The 17,414-nt window shown below is 61.8% G+C and carries 16 protein-coding genes; 14 read left to right on the top strand and 2 right to left on the bottom strand.

All coding sequences use genetic code 11. The features are described from left to right. Positions 1-58 precede the first annotated feature (58 nt). The 3 genes from QP994_RS07590 (at position 59) to QP994_RS07600 (ending at position 2,744) form a co-directional block, all read left to right on the top strand. Positions 59-961 (top strand): glycosyltransferase family 2 protein, encoded by a 903-nt coding sequence (locus tag QP994_RS07590; protein WP_284865970.1) that lies wholly within the window; start codon positions 59-61, stop codon positions 959-961. 100 nt (positions 962-1,061) lie between these two features. After that, on the top strand, positions 1,062-2,150 hold the full coding sequence (manB, locus tag QP994_RS07595) for a mannose-1-phosphate guanylyltransferase (RefSeq protein ID WP_284855464.1): 1,089 nt from the start codon (positions 1,062-1,064) through the stop codon (positions 2,148-2,150). A 303-nt stretch (positions 2,151-2,453) separates the two neighbouring features. Continuing rightward, complete coding sequence (locus tag QP994_RS07600) at positions 2,454-2,744, top strand: WhiB family transcriptional regulator (RefSeq protein ID WP_370687010.1); 291 nt, start codon at positions 2,454-2,456, stop codon at positions 2,742-2,744. 75 nt (positions 2,745-2,819) lie between these two features. Here the strand turns inward: QP994_RS07600 and QP994_RS07605 are convergent, their stop codons facing one another. Beyond that, the gene (locus QP994_RS07605) at positions 2,820-3,311 is read right to left on the bottom strand and encodes a metallopeptidase family protein (RefSeq protein WP_284865971.1); all 492 of its coding nucleotides are present in this window, start codon (positions 3,309-3,311) and stop codon (positions 2,820-2,822) included. A 96-nt stretch (positions 3,312-3,407) separates the two neighbouring features. Between QP994_RS07605 and QP994_RS07610 the strand changes: the two genes are divergently transcribed. Continuing rightward, a complete protein-coding gene (locus QP994_RS07610; RefSeq protein WP_284865973.1) occupies positions 3,408-3,878 on the top strand; it encodes a DUF3499 domain-containing protein in 471 nt (156 codons plus the stop codon). Positions 3,879-3,944: 66 nt separating this feature from the next. Then, positions 3,945-5,351, top strand: a complete 1,407-nt coding sequence (locus QP994_RS07615; protein ID WP_284865974.1) for a phosphomannomutase/phosphoglucomutase — start codon at positions 3,945-3,947, stop codon at positions 5,349-5,351. Here QP994_RS07615 and QP994_RS07620 read toward each other — a convergent pair. Then, complete coding sequence (locus tag QP994_RS07620) at positions 5,331-6,077, bottom strand: hypothetical protein (protein WP_284855460.1); 747 nt, start codon at positions 6,075-6,077, stop codon at positions 5,331-5,333. The two genes, QP994_RS07615 and QP994_RS07620, sit on opposite strands and share 21 nt — an antisense overlap. Positions 6,078-6,245: 168 nt before the next feature. Here QP994_RS07620 and QP994_RS07625 point away from each other — a divergent pair, with 168 nt between their 5' ends. From QP994_RS07625 to secA, 9 genes are all read left to right on the top strand, one after another. After that, positions 6,246-6,596 carry a DUF4259 domain-containing protein gene (locus QP994_RS07625; protein WP_284855459.1) on the top strand — a complete coding sequence of 117 codons (351 nt, stop codon included), beginning with the start codon at positions 6,246-6,248 and terminating at the stop codon, positions 6,594-6,596. Between the two features lie 69 nt (positions 6,597-6,665). Then, positions 6,666-8,114, top strand: coding sequence for an adenosylhomocysteinase (ahcY, locus tag QP994_RS07630; protein WP_284865976.1), 1,449 nt, complete (start codon positions 6,666-6,668; stop codon positions 8,112-8,114). A 39-nt stretch (positions 8,115-8,153) separates the two neighbouring features. Continuing rightward, the gene (locus QP994_RS07635) at positions 8,154-8,780 is read left to right on the top strand and encodes a dTMP kinase (RefSeq protein WP_284855457.1); all 627 of its coding nucleotides are present in this window, start codon (positions 8,154-8,156) and stop codon (positions 8,778-8,780) included. 47 nt (positions 8,781-8,827) lie between these two features. Next, entirely contained in the window at positions 8,828-9,511 is a 684-nt protein-coding gene (gene mtrA, locus QP994_RS07640; RefSeq protein ID WP_284855456.1) for an MtrAB system response regulator MtrA, read from the top strand. Between the two features lie 3 nt (positions 9,512-9,514). Continuing rightward, a complete protein-coding gene (gene mtrB / locus QP994_RS07645) occupies positions 9,515-11,179 on the top strand; it encodes an MtrAB system histidine kinase MtrB (protein WP_284855539.1) in 1,665 nt (554 codons plus the stop codon). Between the two features lie 192 nt (positions 11,180-11,371). Beyond that, positions 11,372-13,162 carry an LpqB family beta-propeller domain-containing protein gene (locus QP994_RS07650; RefSeq protein ID WP_284865978.1) on the top strand — a complete coding sequence of 597 codons (1,791 nt, stop codon included), beginning with the start codon at positions 11,372-11,374 and terminating at the stop codon, positions 13,160-13,162. A gap of 166 nt (positions 13,163-13,328) precedes the next feature. After that, complete coding sequence (locus QP994_RS07655) at positions 13,329-13,808, top strand: ComF family protein (protein WP_284865980.1); 480 nt, start codon at positions 13,329-13,331, stop codon at positions 13,806-13,808. 110 nt (positions 13,809-13,918) lie between these two features. After that, on the top strand, positions 13,919-14,593 hold the full coding sequence (hpf, locus tag QP994_RS07660; RefSeq protein WP_284855453.1) for a ribosome hibernation-promoting factor, HPF/YfiA family: 675 nt from the start codon (positions 13,919-13,921) through the stop codon (positions 14,591-14,593). Between the two features lie 199 nt (positions 14,594-14,792). Further along, positions 14,793-17,354 (top strand): preprotein translocase subunit SecA, encoded by a 2,562-nt coding sequence (gene secA, locus QP994_RS07665; protein ID WP_284865982.1) that lies wholly within the window; start codon positions 14,793-14,795, stop codon positions 17,352-17,354. Positions 17,355-17,414 lie beyond the last annotated feature (60 nt).

Here is a 17,414-nt window from a genome sequence, read left to right on the forward strand (position 1 = left end):
AGGAGTATACGGCAAGCACAGCCCATTTCCGTGTTGCAATGCTCTACACTTCCGCACTGTGAATACTCCGAGTGGGACGAAGCATCCAGCACCGTTGGCCGTAGTCACGGTGACATACAACCCAGGCCGGCACCTGCTGGCGCTCGCGGAGTCCCTGGGCGCGGCAACCCGGCACCCCACTCTGCTCGTGTGCGCGGACAACGGTTCTACCGACGGCGCCGCCCAGCAGTTAGCCCAGCAGCAGGACAACGTGGTGTACCTGCCCACTGGTGGCAACATTGGCTACGGTCCGGCGATCAACGCCGCGGCACAGGCGCTGACGCAGCAGCGCGCTGCCGGTGAGATCAACACCGACTACGTCCTCGTGGTCAACCCGGACGTGGAATTCATGCCCGGTTCCATCGACCGCCTCATTGAATGCGCGGACGCCAGCCCCCGCGCCGGGGCAGTGGGACCACGCATTGAGGAGGCAGACGGTTCCGCGTACCCCTCCGCCCGCGAAGTACCCACCTTGGTCACCGGCATCGGCCACGCCGTGCTCTACCCGTTTTGGCCGGGCAATCCGTTCTCCCAGGCGTATAAGGCGGGAGAAGACCTCAGTCGACGCAGAGAAGCGGGCTGGCTTTCCGGCTCTTGTCTGCTCGTGCGCTGGGAGGCTTTTGACGCAATCGGTGGCTTCGACGAGCGCTACTTCATGTACTTCGAAGACATTGACTTCGGTGATCGGCTCACCCGTGCCGGGTGGCAGAACATCTTTACCCCGGACGCGATTATTGCGCATGATCAAGGGCATTCAGCGAAGAAATATTCTGCTGTTACTGTGCCCGCACACCATGATTCTGCCTACCGCTTCCAGGCGGACCGCCTCCCGCACTGGTGGCAAGCCCCCGTCCGCGCCGCATTGTGGGCGGGCCTCAAAGGCCGGGCATTGCTGTTGCGCGTGCTGGGGCGCGGCGCGTAGATCTGGCCCCGTCAATAGCCGGGTTGCGTGCGTTGGCGGGTTAGGTTTAACCGAGAAACCATAAACACCAAAAGCTTTGTGTTGAAGGAGACCTTGCCGTATGGCACACAGCATTGATCCGTCAAAGGTTGACGCCGTTGTTCTGGTTGGCGGCCAAGGTACGCGGCTGCGCCCACTGACGGTGAATACACCGAAGCCGATGCTGCCCACGGCGGGCTACCCGTTCCTGGCGCACCTGTTGGCCCGCATCAAGGCGGCGGGGATCCAGCACGTGGTCATGGGCACCTCCTACAAAGCAGAGGTGTTTGAGGAGTACTTCGGTGACGGCTCCGAGTTCGGGCTGGAGATCGATTACGTCGTTGAGGAAGAAGCGCTGGGCACTGGCGGTGCGATCCGCAATGTGGAGCCGTACCTGCGCCATGAGACGGCTATGATCTTCAACGGTGATGTGCTCTCCGGCGCAGACCTGAATGCCGTGCTGGCTACGCATGCTGAGCATGAAGCTGATGTCACCCTCCACCTCGTGCGCGTGCCTGATCCGAGCCAGTTCGGGTCCGTGCCCACGGACGGGGAGGGGCGTGTGCAGGCCTTCCTGGAGAAGACTGAGGCGCCGCCGACGGACCAGATCAACGCTGGTTGCTACGTCTTCCAGCGCGATGTTATCCGCCAGATCCCGGCTGGTCGCGTGGTCTCCGTTGAGCGTGAGACTTTCCCTGGCCTGCTCAAGTCCGGTGCGCGTGTGTGGGGGCACGTGGACATGTCTTACTGGCGTGACATGGGCCGTCCGAGTGATTTCGTGCAAGGCTCCTCGGATCTCGTTCGCGGCATCGCGCCCTCGCCGTTGCTGGAAGGTCGCGCGGGAGAATCGCTTGTCGACGACTCCGCCGGCATCGCCAGCGGCGCCATCCTCGTCGGTGGCACCTCCGTGGGCCGTGGCACCACGATCGGTGCGGGCTGCCGCCTGGATGACTGTGTGATCTTCGACGGTGTGACGGTGGAGCCGGGCGCGGTGATCCGTGATTCCATCATTGCCTCGGGTGCAACGATCGGCGCGAATGCCCGCATCCAGGACTGCGTCATCGGTGATGGCGTGAGTATTGGTGCGCGTTGTGAGTTGCAGGGTGGAATGCGTATTTGGCCGGGCGTGAGCATCCCGGATCTGGGAGTGCGTTTCTCCCCGGATGCGTAGCGACACGCCGAGGACCAGCCGATTAGTTGCCCCGACTTGGAGCGCCTACTACATGTAGTACCCCCGCTACCTACCCCCGGTGAAAAAGAGCTGTGACTAATGTGACTCATGTGGTGCCCCACAAGGGGGTCAACCAATATTCCTGCGGAAAACACTTCTTTTTGCAACATCTATGTTGACGCTATTTAGGGCCACGGGTTCTAATAACAAAGGTGTAACTAACCGATCCACGGTTACCGGCAGTGCCACAAGGGCGCCAAGGGCAAGGAAGTACCGACATAGAAAGGGGATGGCGTGGAAGACATGGTTGACAACGCCATTCTCCGCGGCGCAGCCGCGGGCGGAATGACCCTCGACGAACTCTTTGGCACCGTCGAGCAGGAGTGGCAGGACCAAGCGCTGTGCGCGCAGACGGACCCGGAAGCCTTCTTCCCCGAGAAGGGCGGCTCCACCCGTGAGGCTAAGCGCATCTGCCAGGCCTGCGCCGTCCGTGATGAGTGCCTTGAATACGCACTCGAGCACGATGAGCGCTTTGGTATATGGGGTGGTCTCTCCGATCGTGAGCGCCGCCGCCTACGCCGCCAGATTGGCTAGAGTAAAACCTGAATTCAGACCCGGCTTCACCCGGGTTTTTGTTTTGCCATGTTTGCGTTTCTGCTGGTGGCGCGTTTACCAGTTGAAACCCGGGTCAATATCCCGCGGGTCCAAATTCAGGTATTGCGCTACGAGTGCGGTGAGGATGATGGTGAGCAGCTCATGGCGCTCCACCGTAGAGTTGGTGCGCTGCTCTACCGGCATGCGGAAGATGACAATGCGGGCGCGCGTGGGGCGACCAGCACGGTCAACACCGGCCTGGAGCACACGCCCCAAAGGCACGGGGCCGTCCGCAAAGATCTCATCGGGCAGTACCGCCATATCCGCACGCAAACGCATGCGTGGGATGGTGTCCACCGCCAAGTCAACGCCGGCGAGCTGCTCAAAGTAGGCGTTCTGCAGTGGGGCATAGGCCTCCAACACCGCTTGGTCAAAGGATGTGGAGCGTGTCCGGTACCGCGGAACAGCGACCGGGAGGAGTGGCCCCCGTGTGCCGCGGCCGTGGCGGTCGCGCCGCGGTGGCAGGTGCGTTGGTCCGCTACCGGGGGAGGGGGCTTGGTTAGTCATATGGCCTAATGTAGGCCCGCCACTGCGGGGCCGAGTCCACGGCGCGCCGCGTGGCGCGGGAAGAAATTTGCGGGCGCGGGCCTACACTGGTGCACCGTGAGTACCTTCCGTCGTTGTTGCCGTCCGGGGTGTGGTCGCCCTGCTACCGCCACGCTTGTTTATGCGTACCCCGATAAAACCGCCATCGTTGGCCCGCTTTCCCCAACCACGGACCCACACGCGTGGGATCTGTGCAACCGCCACTCGGATCACATCACGGCTCCGGTGGGGTGGGAGATGGTGCGCATTGACGCGATTGAGCTTTCCGACGAGGAGGAGCTGACCGCTCTGGCCGAGGCAGTGCGTGAGGCTGGGCGTGTGACCACGGGACTGGTGGACACCACTCAGGACCCCATTGAGTTTGATGCGAACCGTGATGTGACTAACCCGCAGACCTCTAACCACCCCGTCTACCGCACGAAGCGGGTGGGGCAGCACCTGGCTGAGCATAAGGCAGCGCGTCGCGCGCACTTGAGTGTTGTGCCGGATCCAGAGAATCAGCAGGTAGAGCCCTCAGAAGAGGACTAAGTTAGCAGCTGTTTACCAGCGGTTCCTGCGCGGGTTGGCCCAGGCTATCGTCTAGGATCGATTGCCATGAATCAGCCAACCCAGAATCCCTCACCCCGCACTCGTGCCCGCGCTGTTGTGGAGTCCGCGGTGAAAGCCTATGACGTCCGCGGCATCGTGGAGCCCTACCCGAATGCCGTGCTGGATGAGGACTTTGTCTTTGATGCCGGTGCCGCCTTCGCCTCCATTTTGCGCGAGGAAGGGGAGACCACCATTGCCGTCGGCTATGACATGCGTCCTTCCTCCCCGGCGTTGTCCGCGGCGTTCGGCCAGGGTGTGATGTGCCAGGGTCTCAACGTGCTGGACTTGGGGTTGACCTCCACGGATGAGCTCTACTTCGCAGCCGGCACCATCGGGTGTGCAGGGGCTATGTTCACTGCCTCCCACAACCCGGCGCAGTACAACGGCATCAAGCTTTGCCGCACGGGTGCTACGCCGGTCTCGCAGGATTCCGGTCTCGCCGAGATCACGCAGATGCTTATTCATGGCGTCCCCTCCTACTCCGGCACCCACGGCACCACCGAAAAGCGCGACGTGTTGGCGGACTATGCCACCTTCCTGCGCCAGCTGGTGCCGGTGAACACGGACCGCAACCTGGTCATCGCTGTGGACGCCGCGAACGGCATGGCCGGCCACACTGTGCCGGCCGTTCTGGATGACATGGATGTACGCCCGCTCTACTTCGAGCTGGACGGCACCTTCCCCAACCACGAGGCCAATCCGCTGGATCCGAAGAATTTGGTGGACTTGCAGGGATTCGTCGTGAAGCAAAAAGCTGATATTGGCCTTGCTTTTGATGGGGACGCGGACCGCTGCTTCGTTGTTGATGAGAAGGGGGATCCAGTGTCCCCGTCCGCGATTACCGCGCTGGTGGCGGAACGGACCCTAGAGCAGGCGCCGGGGGCGACGATCATTTACAACGCGATCACCTCGCGCGCGGTGCCGGAGCTCGTGGAGGCCAAGGGTGGCGTGCCGGTGCGCACCCGCGTGGGGCACTCCTACATCAAGGCGCAGATGGCGGATAAGGGTGCGTTGTTCGGTGGCGAGCACTCTGCCCACTACTACTTCGCCGAGTTCTTCAACGCGGACTCCGGCATGGTGGCTGCACTCCACGTGCTGGCCGCGCTAGCGGAGCAGGACAAGCCACTAAGTGAACTCATGGCGCAGTACAACCGCTACGCCGCCTCCGGCGAGATCAACTCTGAAGTCGCCGACCAGCAGGCTGCGATGGACGCTGTGGTGGCAGCCTTCGCCGACCGGACGGAGAACGTGGATCGCCTCGACGGTGTCACTGTTTCCCTGGCCAACACGAAGGCCTGGTTCAATGTGCGCGCATCCAACACCGAGCCGCTGCTGCGCCTCAACGTTGAAGCGGAGACTGAAGAAGAAGTCGACGCGATTGTCAGCGAAGTTCTAGGAATTATCCGGGGTTAAGCTCGGAGCCTCTGCCTCCCGTGTGGAGGCGGAGAAAGGATCCTCCGGGCGAGGCTTCGGTTCCGGGGAATCCTCTGCACCTCCGGCATTGGGGGTGTTGGGCTCGGAGTTGTCTACGGTTCCTTGATCCGCACCCGACTGGCCCTCCGCTGGGGTGGTGGGGTTCTGGGTCGTGCCACCACCTGGGGTTGGGGTGCCGTCTGTCGGAACATCCGGGTTCGTGGTGTCTGGTATTGGCTCAGACGGGGTGCTCTCCACAACAGACGGGGAGGGTTGACGCGTTGTCCGCGCGGAGGGGGAATCGCTGCGTTCGCTGTCGCTGAAACGCGGACGGTTCTGCGGTGCGGCATTGGGCGGGCGGTACATATCTTCCGCCTGCTCACGCGTTGCCTGACCAGCAGTGCCATTTAGCTTGGCGTTGTGCGGGGCAAGCGGATCACGCGGGGAACCCGAATCCCACCGTGGTGATGCAGCAAGCGTAGTGGAAGCACCGTTGTTGCGGTGGCTCGTGGTCTGCTCTGCGCGTGGCGTCGTCTTTTCTGTCTGCGCCGTGTGTTGCTCCTTCGAAGCATCAGCAGCAGTGACGGGGTGGCCGGCATAGTCCGACTTATCAGACGCCATGCTCACGCCCGAATCCGGCAACTTCCACACGACCAAGCCGAGCACAACCGCCAAGCCCAGGCCAATGGCCATGAAGGCGGCGAATCTGCGGCCGGTCAATTCCATGCCGGGGTCTCCTCATCTGTTGCACAACCGTTGTGGGTAACAACTTGATAACAAGTTACCAGGTGAAAGACGTGTTGCGCCACCCTTGGTGGGGAAAAAGGGGCGAGGAGGATAAGCAAAACGCTCATTTTGTGGACAGAGCGAGCATGACGCACTAAGAAATGAGACATGAGCACCTGGGACACTTATATCTTCAGCGAAGACGTCAACGTTGACTTCCTTGATGAGCTCGCTGGGCTGGAGCCCGACGAGACCGCAGAGGCAGTGCGCGACGCGTGCCTGCTGGCAGTGGATGATGCGGCCTCCGAAGACGAGATCCTCAACGGCCAAGCTGCTGCTACCATCGCGGCGATCTGGGCGGGCGCACCGTTCTCCGCCGGCGAGATCGCAAGCTCCTACAGCTTCTTGCGCGGTGCGTCTGTGGAGCTGGATGAGAAGCTTATTGACGCCGCGGTGAGCATCCTCGAGTCCATCGACGCGGAGCAGGACGTAGACCAGTTCCTCGAGGCACTGTCCTAAGACAAGCGGCGGGCACGTATCCTCGTGGGGTAGCAAAACCCAATGAGGCCTAACGAGGAGAGTGCCCACATGACCCAGCTTCGCCCCAACGACTACAAGGTCGCTGACCTGAGCCTGTACGAGTCCGGCCGCAAGCAGATCGAGCTGGCTGAACACGAGATGCCCGGTCTGATGCAGCTGCGCCGTGAATACGCTGATGAGCAGCCGCTGGCGGGCGCGCGCATTGCAGGTGCAATCCACATGACCACGCAGACGGCTGTGCTCATTGAAACCCTGGCCGCCCTGGGCGCGGAGGTTCGCTGGGCCTCCTGCAATATCTTCTCCACCGAGGATCCGGCTGCTGCCGCCATCGTCGTGGGCAAAGACGGCACCCCGGAGAACCCGCAGGGCGTACCGGTTTTCGCATGGAAGGGCGAGACCCTCGACGAGTACTGGTGGTGCATGAACCAGATCTTCAGCTGGGGCGAGGGCGTGCTGCCGAACATGATTCTGGATGATGGCGGCGATGCCACCATGGCCGTGATCAAGGGCGCCGAATTTGAAAACGCCGGCGCTGTGCCGAGCAACGATGAGACAGACTCGGATGAGCAGGTGGCCTTCTACAACATGCTGCGCGAAACCCTGGCAGCTGAACCTCAAAAGTGGTCTTTGACGGCCGAGGCCGTCAAAGGCGTGACTGAAGAAACCACCACTGGCGTCCACCGCCTCTACCACTTTGCCAACGAGGGCACCCTGCCGTTCCCAGCGATGAACGTGAATGACGCGGTGACCAAGTCCAAGTTTGATAACCGCTACGGCACCCGCCACTCCGTCCTCGATGGCCTGAACCGCGGTACCGACATGCTCATCGGCGGTAAAAAGGCCCTCGTCTGCGGTTACGGCGATGTGGGTAAGGGCGTGGCTGAGGCGCTCGACGGCCAGGGCGCCATCGTGTCGGTCACCGAGGTTGACCCGATCAATGCTCTCCAGGCACTTATGGACGGCTACAAGGTGGTTACTGTCGACGAGGCTATTGCCGACGCGGACATTGTCATCACCGCCACCGGCAACCTAGGCGTGATCACCTTCGACGACATGCTCAAGATGAAGGACCACGCCGTGCTGGGCAACATCGGCCACTTCGACAACGAAATCGACATGGCCTCGCTCCTGCACCGCGAGGACGTCACCCGCGACAACATCAAGCCACAGGTTGACCTGTTCACCCTGCCCAGCGGCAACTCCATCATCGTGCTCTCCGAAGGTCGCCTGCTGAACCTGGGTAACGCCACCGGCCACCCGTCGTTCGTGATGTCCAACTCATTCGCCGACCAGACCATCGCCCAGATCGAGCTGTTCACCAACGGCGACAACTACGACAACCAGGTGTACCGCCTGCCCAAGATCCTCGACGAGAAGGTCGCCCGCATCCACGTGGAAGCCCTCGGCGGCAACCTCACCGAACTGTCCAAGGAACAGGCTGAGTACATCGGCGTCGACGTCGCCGGCCCGTACAAGCCGGAACACTACCGCTACTAGCTAGCTGTCGTTAGACAGCTAGCTAGGAAGGAGAACCAGTTGATCGTTGCATTCGAAGGCATCGATGGTGCCGGGAAGAACACGCTGGTCCAAGCGCTCATCCGTGAGCTTGCACAAATGGATGGCATTACTGGTGTGGCCACCATGTCGTTCCCGCGCTACCACGAATCCATCCACGCCCAGATCGCTGCAGAGGCACTCCACGGCAACATGGGGGACCTGGTGGATTCCGCCCATGGCATGGCAGTGATGTTCGCGTTGGACCGCGCTGGGGCGGGGGAGGAGTTGGGGCAGTGGGCGGCGTCGACAAGCGATATTCTCCTGCTTGACCGCTACGTGGCCTCGAATGCGGCGTACACATCCGCGCGCACCGGGAACGTGGAGGACCGCGCGTGGGTGGCGGACCTGGAATTTGACAAGCTGGGTCTGCCACGGCCGGACCTGCAGGTCCTCGTGGATACTGCGCCGGAGACAGCGCGCGAACGTGCCGCGAAACGCGAAAGCCTGGATGCCTCCCGCACACGCGATAAATACGAGCGCGACACCGCCCTCCAAGACACGACTTTTGCAGCCTACGCGGACATGGCGGATACGGGCTGGGAGGGTCGGTGGATTCGTGCCTGCGAATCTGCGCCTATCATTCAAGCTGTTAAGGCACTGCGATAAAGCTTTATCCCCAGCCACCCCACGGTTCACTGTTGTAAGGAGCGAAGGTGACGCCCAAGATTCTTGTGGTCGACGACGACCCCGCTATTTCAGAGATGCTGACCATCGTGCTGGAAGCAGAAGGGTTCGAAGCAGTCCCCGTGATGGACGGCATGGAAGCTGTACCGGCATTCCACAGCAACAACCCGGACCTCATTCTGCTGGACCTGATGCTGCCCGGCATGAGTGGCGTGGACATTTGCAAGGAGATCCGCAAGGAATCCAATGTGCCGATTGTCATGCTCACCGCCAAGACAGACACTGTCGATGTGGTGCTGGGCTTGGAATCGGGGGCGGACGATTACATCACCAAACCCTTCAAACCACGCGAACTCATCGCCCGTATTCGTGCTCGCCTGCGCCAGACGGCGGAGGAGCCGAGCGAGATCCTGGAGATCGGGGATTTGCTTATCGACGTTCCCCAGCACATCGTCACCCGCGACTCCGAAGAAATTAACCTCACCCCACTCGAGTTTGACCTGCTGGTGGAACTCGCCCGCAAACCGCACCAAGTACACACGCGTGAGGAGCTGCTTGAGTCCGTCTGGGGGTACCGCAATGCCTCCGACACCCGCCTGGTGAACGTGCACGTGCAGCGCCTGCGTTCCAAGATTGAACGCGATCCGGAAAACCCCGAGATCGTCCTCACCGTCCGTGGCGTGGGCTACAAGACTGGGCGCGCGGGGGTGTAAATCCTGGCTAACTTCCTCAGCACAACGCGGGAGAGGTTCGCCCATAGTTGGCGTACCTCACTCCAAGTGCGCTTCGTGGCCACTATTTTGCTGGTGTCCACGATTGTCATGGGTGTGCTGGGCCTCGCCTTAGCATCAGTGGTGACCCAGCGTTTGGTGGATCTGAAGATCTCCAACGCGGAGACGGACATCGTCCGCGTGCGCGCCCAAGTGGAAGAGCAGCTGAGTAACTCCACCACCACAACGTCCATTCAAGGGCGCCTCAACACCGCGCGTGCGGCCCTGGCGCAGCGCTCTCAACAGGACAAATCCGCAACGGGCTCCTATGAGATCGTGCTGCTGGCCCCCACCAGTGCGGGCACGGTGACCTCACCGGAGAACTTTGCTATCCCAGAACGCCTGGTGGACTTTGTCTCCCAGGACCAGGTGGCATACCAGTTCTGGCCCACGCAGCATGAGGGGCGGGCGTTCAACGCCCTCATCATCGGCACACCCACCAATTCTGACATCCCGGACCTGCAGCTATACCTCGTCATGGACATGGAACCGGAGCGCCAAACCTTGGCCCTCATGCGTGGTCTGCTTACATCTGCCGGTGTGGTGGTGGTTGTGCTGCTGGTGGGCATCGCCTGGATTTCCTCCCAGCAGCTGGTTGCCCCGGTGCGTTCCGCCTCCCGCATTGCGGAGCGCCTTGCCGCTGGTCATCTGCGTGAACGCATGGCCGTGGAAGGTGAGGACGAGATGGCACGCCTGGCCCTGTCTTTCAATGACATGGCAGACAAACTCTCCAGCCAGATCAACCAGCTGGAGGAATACGGTGACCTGCAGCGGCAGTTCACCTCCGATGTTTCGCACGAGCTACGCACCCCGCTGACCACCGTGCGTATGGCCGCCGACATGATCGCGGACGATGAGGACAGCCTGGAACCCCATACGCGCCGCGCCTCACAGTTGATGATCCGCGAGTTGGATCGCTTCGAAGCCTTGCTTGCGGATCTGCTGGAAATTTCGCGGCACGACGCCGGCGTGGCCGAACTCTCCGCTACCAACATCGACGCACGCAGCCCCATCGAATCCGCCTGGGCGCAAACCAGCCACTTGGCGGAAGAACTCGATGTGGCCGTTGAATTTGATGTGCCGGACCACTCGGTGCCGATGGTGGGGGACCCGCGCCGTATCGAGCGCATCGTGCGCAACCTGCTGGCCAATGCGATCGACCACTCCGAAGGCAACCCCGTCACCCTTGCTCTGGTGGAGGGAGAAGACGCCGTGGCCATCACCGTCACCGATGGTGGTGTGGGCCTGAAACCAGGCCAGGAAGAGCTGGTGTTCAACCGCTTCTGGCGCGCGGATTCCTCCCGCAAGCGCCACTCCGGTGGAACCGGCCTGGGGCTGGCCATCTCGCGCGAAGACGCCCAGCTGCACAACGGCATCCTGGATGCCACCGGCACCCCAGGCGTTGGCTCCCAGTTCCGCCTCATCCTGCCGCGCGACCCCGAGGCCGGCTTCACCCACGAGCCCGTAGCTCTGCAAGTTCAGGAGCCAAACGCGGTGCCAGAGGCGAAATCAGGTTTGGACATGGGGGCGCCGACAAAGGTTCCCGCGAGCCTAGAGACAAACCTGAATTCAGGACCCGGCGCGACAACAGCAGAAAAGGGGGAGGCATGAATGCGAGGAGGTAACCTGCGCACCACGTGTGTCGCCGTGGCCGCTGTGCCAGAGGCGAATTCAGGTTTTGTCATAGGATCGCCGACAGGGGTACCCGCGGGCGCGCCGCCGGCCCTTGGAGCAAACCTCAATGCAAAGTCAGGCGCGAAAACGGCAGAGAATACAGAGAAAACTGTGAAGGGGGAGGCATAAATGCGAGCCTTGAACTTCCGCACCACGGTTGTCGCAGTGGTCACTGCACCGGTGCTGTTTTTTGCTGCTGGGTGCGCCACCTTGCCTACCAGCACAGAACCGCATGCTTTGAGCACGTTTGAGCAGCGCCAGGACACGGTGTTGGAGCAAGCCCCGCCAGATGGCATGGAGCCGGACTTGTTGTTGCGCGAGTTCTTCGCGGCTTCAGCCAACCCCACGGGCAATTTTGAGGTGGCGCGCAAGTACTTGACCCAGGAGATGGGCAAGGAGTGGAAGCCCAGTGAGTCCACGATTGTGTTGGATACGTTTGAGATGACCTCGCGTGCCACCGCAGAGCCGAATACCCGCGCGTATGTGGTCACCGGCCGGATCATTGGCACACTTCAGCCGGGTGGCGCTTTCACCCCAGCGCATCGCGGTTATGAGGCCACGATGGAGCTCACCCAGGAAGACGGCCAGTGGCGTGTGTCTAACCTGCCCAATGATGTGGTGGTGGATCGTACGGATCTGCGCAACCATTACGAGCCACGCAATTTGTACTTCTACGACAGCACAGGCCAGCGTCTTGTCGCGGACCGCCGTTGGGTGTACTCCCGCGTGAACTCCATTGGTTCGACACTGCTGTCCATGCTTGTCTCAGGTCCTTCTGAGCGCATCGCACCCGCTCTTACTCCGGCGCTGCCGGAGGATTCCCCCACGGTGGCCTACACCGGCATGAAGGACGGGGTCTACCAATTCACCGGCCTGGCTGGTGCGGATGAACAAACCCGCGCCCGCTTCGCCGCGCAGATCGCCTGGACACTGCAGGGCGCTGGGGAAGTTGGGCCCTATTCCGTCTCCGCCGACGGGGCAGGTCTTATCGGGGATAGCTTTGACATCAGCACCGATGATTTTGAGAACCTGAACCCGGTGCCCATCGCCGAAGCCGGGCCGGATTTGTACACCTTGTCCAACGGGACTGTCTCCGCCGTCACGGATCTAGATAGCGTGGCGCCAGCCAAGGTGGAGCAGGTTTCTGGCCTGAATTCTTTGGGCAACATCTCCCAGATTGATATCGGGGATGATGGCCTCTACGCCGCGGCTGTGAACGTGGATGATCAGCATCAGTCCCTCGTGGTGGGCAGCGTGGGTGGAAATTCGCAAGAGGTGCTCGTAGCCGGCAGTCTCACCCGTCCGAGTTTGGAGCCGGATCACAGTGGCGCCTGGGTGGTAGAAGACGGCAAGCGTGTCGTGCGTGCTGTGCGTTCTGCTGCAACCGGGGACGTGGTGGTCAGTGACGTTGCCCTCACGTTGCCTGATGGACTCATCCCCGCAAACGCGCAAGACGCCGATGGGGAAGACCGCGACGCCACCGGGGAGATCACCGTGCTGCGCCTGTCCCACACAGGTGCACGCGTGGCCATGGTGATTGACGGACACCTCGTGGTCGGTGTGGTGGAGCGCCAGGAGGATGGCAAACGCGCCATCGTCAACACCGTGAAGTACGCCGCCGACTTGGATGGCTCGGCGGTTTCCGCGGATTGGCAGCCGGACGGCTCGCTCCTCGTGGGTACCTCCAACCGCCAGTCGCCGATCGTTCGCGTGGACCAGGACGGTTTTTCCACCACCACGTTGCCGTCGGGCAATATCGGTGGCCCCGTCGTCGCCGTCGGCGCGAATAGCTCGATGATGTACATCACCGATTCCAAGGTGATCATGCGCATGCCCACCTCCACCCGCGATTCGCTGAACTGGCGCGAGGTCCCCGGCCTGCAAGGCGTGCGCGCGGCTCCCGTCCTGCCTAAGCCGTAGTGTCCGGAATAACAGGCTCATGACAGGTCTCGCACACCAACTCGGGGAGCTCCTCCTCCCGCGCGCGTGCGCAGGCTGTGGCGCGCCGGGTTATCTGCTATGTTCCACGTGCAAGAAGGGCCTGGCCACGCCACCTTTTCAGCACATCCCAAACTTGTCCGTGCACGTGCCGGTCTTCGCACTCGGCCCCTACGACGCGCCGCACCGCGGGGTCATCTTGGCAATGAAGGAGAAAAAGAACCTCGCCGTCCGCCGTCACATCGGCGCAGTCCTCGCTGCCGCGCTCGACTACTTGGAGGCACGCGGCGAGATCACTCCAGGCGCGCATCTCATCCCCGCACCCACACGCCCCAGCGCAGCACGTGCACGCGGAGGCGATCCTGTCTCAGCTGTGTGCCACGCCAGCGGGCACCCCACACACGACGTCTTTTCGCTTATCGACGCCACCCCGGACCAAGCCTCCCTCGACGAATCCGCCCGCCGCCGCAACCTCACCGGCAATGTTCAGATCAGCGCTGTTCCACATGGCCCACTCATCGTGGTGGATGATGTGGTGACGACGGGGGCGACGTTGCAGGCGAGCGTCGAAAAGCTTCTTGTGCATGGCGGAAACCCCGTGGCGTGCGTGGTTCTCGCGGCGGCGTAAGCCAGGGGCGAACTCGTAGCAGAAGCCGAAACGACACCGGTATAATTCTTAGTGGAACCGTTCCCTAGCCCGCCGTCAGTTCGCGGGCACTGAATGCAAGGAGGAAGCAGATGACCTCTGCAGACGACCGCCCCCAAGACGTCCTGAGCCCCTCAGCACAGGTGACCATCACCGGCCGCAACGTTGAGGTTCCGGAGCACTTCCAGGAACGGGTCAATGGCAAGCTGGCCAAGATTGAGAAGCTCGACCCGACGTTGACTTTCTTCCACGTTGAGCTGCAGCACGAGCCGAACCCGCGCCGCGAAGCGCAGGCTAACCGCATCCAGATCACCGCAACCGGCAAGGGCCACCTCGCCCGCGCCGAGGCGAAGGAAGACAGCTTCTATGCCGCACTGGAGTCCGCCGTTGGCAAGATGGAGCGCTCCCTGCGCAAGGTGAAGGTCCGCCGCGAGATCTCCATGGGCGGCCACCGTAAGCCGAAGTCCACTGGTGAGATCGCAGCAGAGCTCGCTGCAGAAGCCGCACAGGCACGCGCGAAGGCTGAGGAAGCACCGGCTGATCCGTACGCAGACACCGTTGAGGATCACGTGCCAGGCCACGTTGTGCGTACCAAGGAGCACCCGGCAACCCCGATGACCGTCGACGATGCTCTGTCCGAGATGGAGCTGGTAGGCCACGATTTCTACCTGTTCATCAACTCTGAGACGAACCGTCCGTCGGTGGTGTACCGCCGTCACGCATATGACTACGGCCTGATCACCCTCGTGCCGGAGGATGCAGAGTAAACCTGCGTTTTGAGTCGCATCTCCCGCCCACTGGTTTGTTGCCGGTGGGCGGGATTTCTCGTCTCGGACGAGGCTCCCACCATCCTCCAAGGTCCCCGGAAGTAGGGCCGAAGCTGTATGTGCGTAGAATAGCGGTTTGAATAGCGGGCCTTGTGCTCGCGGAAAGTAACTCACGCACCGCTACAGAAGGAAGCACCACGTGTTCGGAGGACTGTCCAAGCTGCTGCGCGCCGGTGAAGGCCGCACTGTTAAGCGCTACGCCAAGATCGCAGACGATGTTATCGCCCTCGAGGACGAGTACGCAGCGCTGACCGATGAAGAACTCAAGGCCAAAACCGAGGAGTTCAAGGAAGCGCTCGCCGATGGCAAGACGATGGATGACATCCTGCTGGACGCATTCGCTACTGCCCGCGAAGCGTCTTGGCGCGTTCTGGGGCAGAAGCACTACAAGGTGCAGATCATGGGTGGTGCCGCCCTCCACTTCGGTTCCGTTGCGGAGATGAAAACTGGTGAGGGTAAGACCCTGACTTCCGTTCTGCCGGCCTACCTCAACGGCCTGGGTGGCAAGGGTGTCCACATTGTCACCGTGAACGATTACCTGGCGCAGCGTGACGCGGAGATGATGGGTCGTGTTCACCGTTTCCTCGGCCTCACTGTCGGCGTGATCCTCTCCGACATGCGCCCGCCGGAACGTAAGCAGGCCTATGACGCTGACATCACCTACGGCACCAACAACGAGCTGGGCTTTGACTACCTGCGCGACAACATGACCAAGTCCGTCAATGAGATGGTGCAGCGTGGACACAACTACGCCATCGTGGATGAGGTTGACTCCATTCTTATTGACGAAGCCCGGACCCCCCTCATCATCTCCGGCCCCACCGACTCCTCCGGTGAGTTCTACCCCGTCTTCGCCCAGCTTGCCCCGCGCATGCGTGAGGGTATCCACTACGAAGTGGACCAGCGCAAGCGCACCGTTGGTGTATCCGAGAAAGGCGTGGAATTCGTTGAGGATCAGCTGGGTATTGACAACCTCTATGCCCCCGAAAACTCCCAGCTGGTGAGCTACCTGAACAACGCCATCAAGGCGAAGGAACTCTTCGAGCGCGACAAGGACTACATCGTTCGTCAGGGCGAAGTCCTCATCGTTGACTCCTTCACCGGCCGCATCCTGCCGGGCCGCCGCTACAACGAGGGCATGCACCAGGCCATCGAGGCCAAAGAGGGCGTGGAGATCAAGAACGAGAACCAGACCCTGGCCACCGTCACCCTGCAGAACTATTTCCGCCTCTACGACAAGCTCGCCGGCATGACCGGTACCGCTGAGACCGAGGCAGCTGAGCTCCACCAGATTTACAAGCTCGGCGTTGTAGCGATCCCGCCGAACAAGCCCAACATCCGCAAGGACCACGACGACCTGATTTACAAAACTCAGGAAGCCAAGTTCGCCGCCGTCGCCGAGGATATTGCCGAGCACGTGGAGAAGGGCCAGCCTGTCTTGGTGGGTACCACTTCCGTCGAGCGTTCCGAGTACCTTTCCCAGCTGCTCACCCGCAAGGGCATCAAGCACAACGTGCTCAACGCGAAGCACCACGAGGAAGAAGGCCGCATCATCGCCGAGGCTGGCCTGCCCGGCAATGTGACCGTGTCCACCAACATGGCCGGCCGTGGTACGGACATCGTGTTGGGTGGTAACCCCGAAATTCTCGTGGAGCACAAGCTCAAGGAACGCGGTCTGGACCCCTTCGAGGATGAAGAGGCATACCAGGCAGCATGGGACGAAGAGCTGCCCAAGGCCAAGGATCGCTCGAAGAAGCTTGGCGACGAAGTCCGTGACGCCGGCGGCCTCTACGTCCTGGGCACCGAACGCCACGAATCCCGCCGCATCGACAACCAGCTCCGCGGCCGCTCCGGCCGTCAGGGCGACCCGGGTGAAACCCGCTTCTACCTGTCCATGCGCGATGACCTCATGGTTCGCTTCGTTGGCCAGTCCATGGAAAACATGATGAACCGCCTCAACGTCCCCGACGACGTCCCGATTGAGGCCGGCATGGTGTCCCGCTCCATCAAGGGTGCCCAGTCCCAGGTGGAGAACCAGAACTTTGAGGCCCGCAAGAACGTCCTCAAATACGATGAGGTTCTCAACGAGCAGCGCAAGGTCGTCTACCGCGAGCGTCTGGAGATCCTGGAAGCCAAGGACATCAAGGACCAGATCCGTGGCATGATCGACGACACCGTCGCCGCTTACGTCGACGCCGCCACCAGCGAAGGCTACGTCGAGGACTGGGATCTGGACCAGCTGTGGGATGCGCTGGATTCTCTCTACGGCCCGTCGTTTAGCCCGGATGAGCTTATCGACGGCTCCGATTACGGTTCCCCCGGCGAACTCACCGGCGCGCAGCTGCGCCAAGCAATTGTTGACGACGCCAACCGCCAATACGACAAACTCGAAGAGTACGTCGCCGCCATCGGTGGTGAAGAGCAGATGCGCAACGTTGAGCGCATGGTCATCCTTCCGATCATCGACGCCAAGTGGCGCGAGCACCTTTACGAGATGGACTACCTCAAGGAAGGCATTGGCCTCCGCGCCATGGCGCAGCGCGACCCTCTGGTGGAGTACCAGAAGGAGGGTGGCGACATGTTCCACGCCATGAACGACGGCATCAAGGAAGAAACCGTCCGCCAGCTCTTCATGCTGCGCAAGCAGTTTGAGCAGCAGGCGGCAGCGCAGGAGGCAGCAGCTGAGGGCGCTGAGAGCTAACCCTCCGCCTCATCCACTTCCTAGCGCCCCCTAGCACCCCCTAGCGCCCGCTTTTGGGCG

Origin of the sequence: Corynebacterium sp. MSK044, from assembly GCF_030232825.1 — a bacterium.
In the GTDB taxonomy this organism is placed as follows: domain Bacteria; phylum Actinomycetota; class Actinomycetes; order Mycobacteriales; family Mycobacteriaceae; genus Corynebacterium.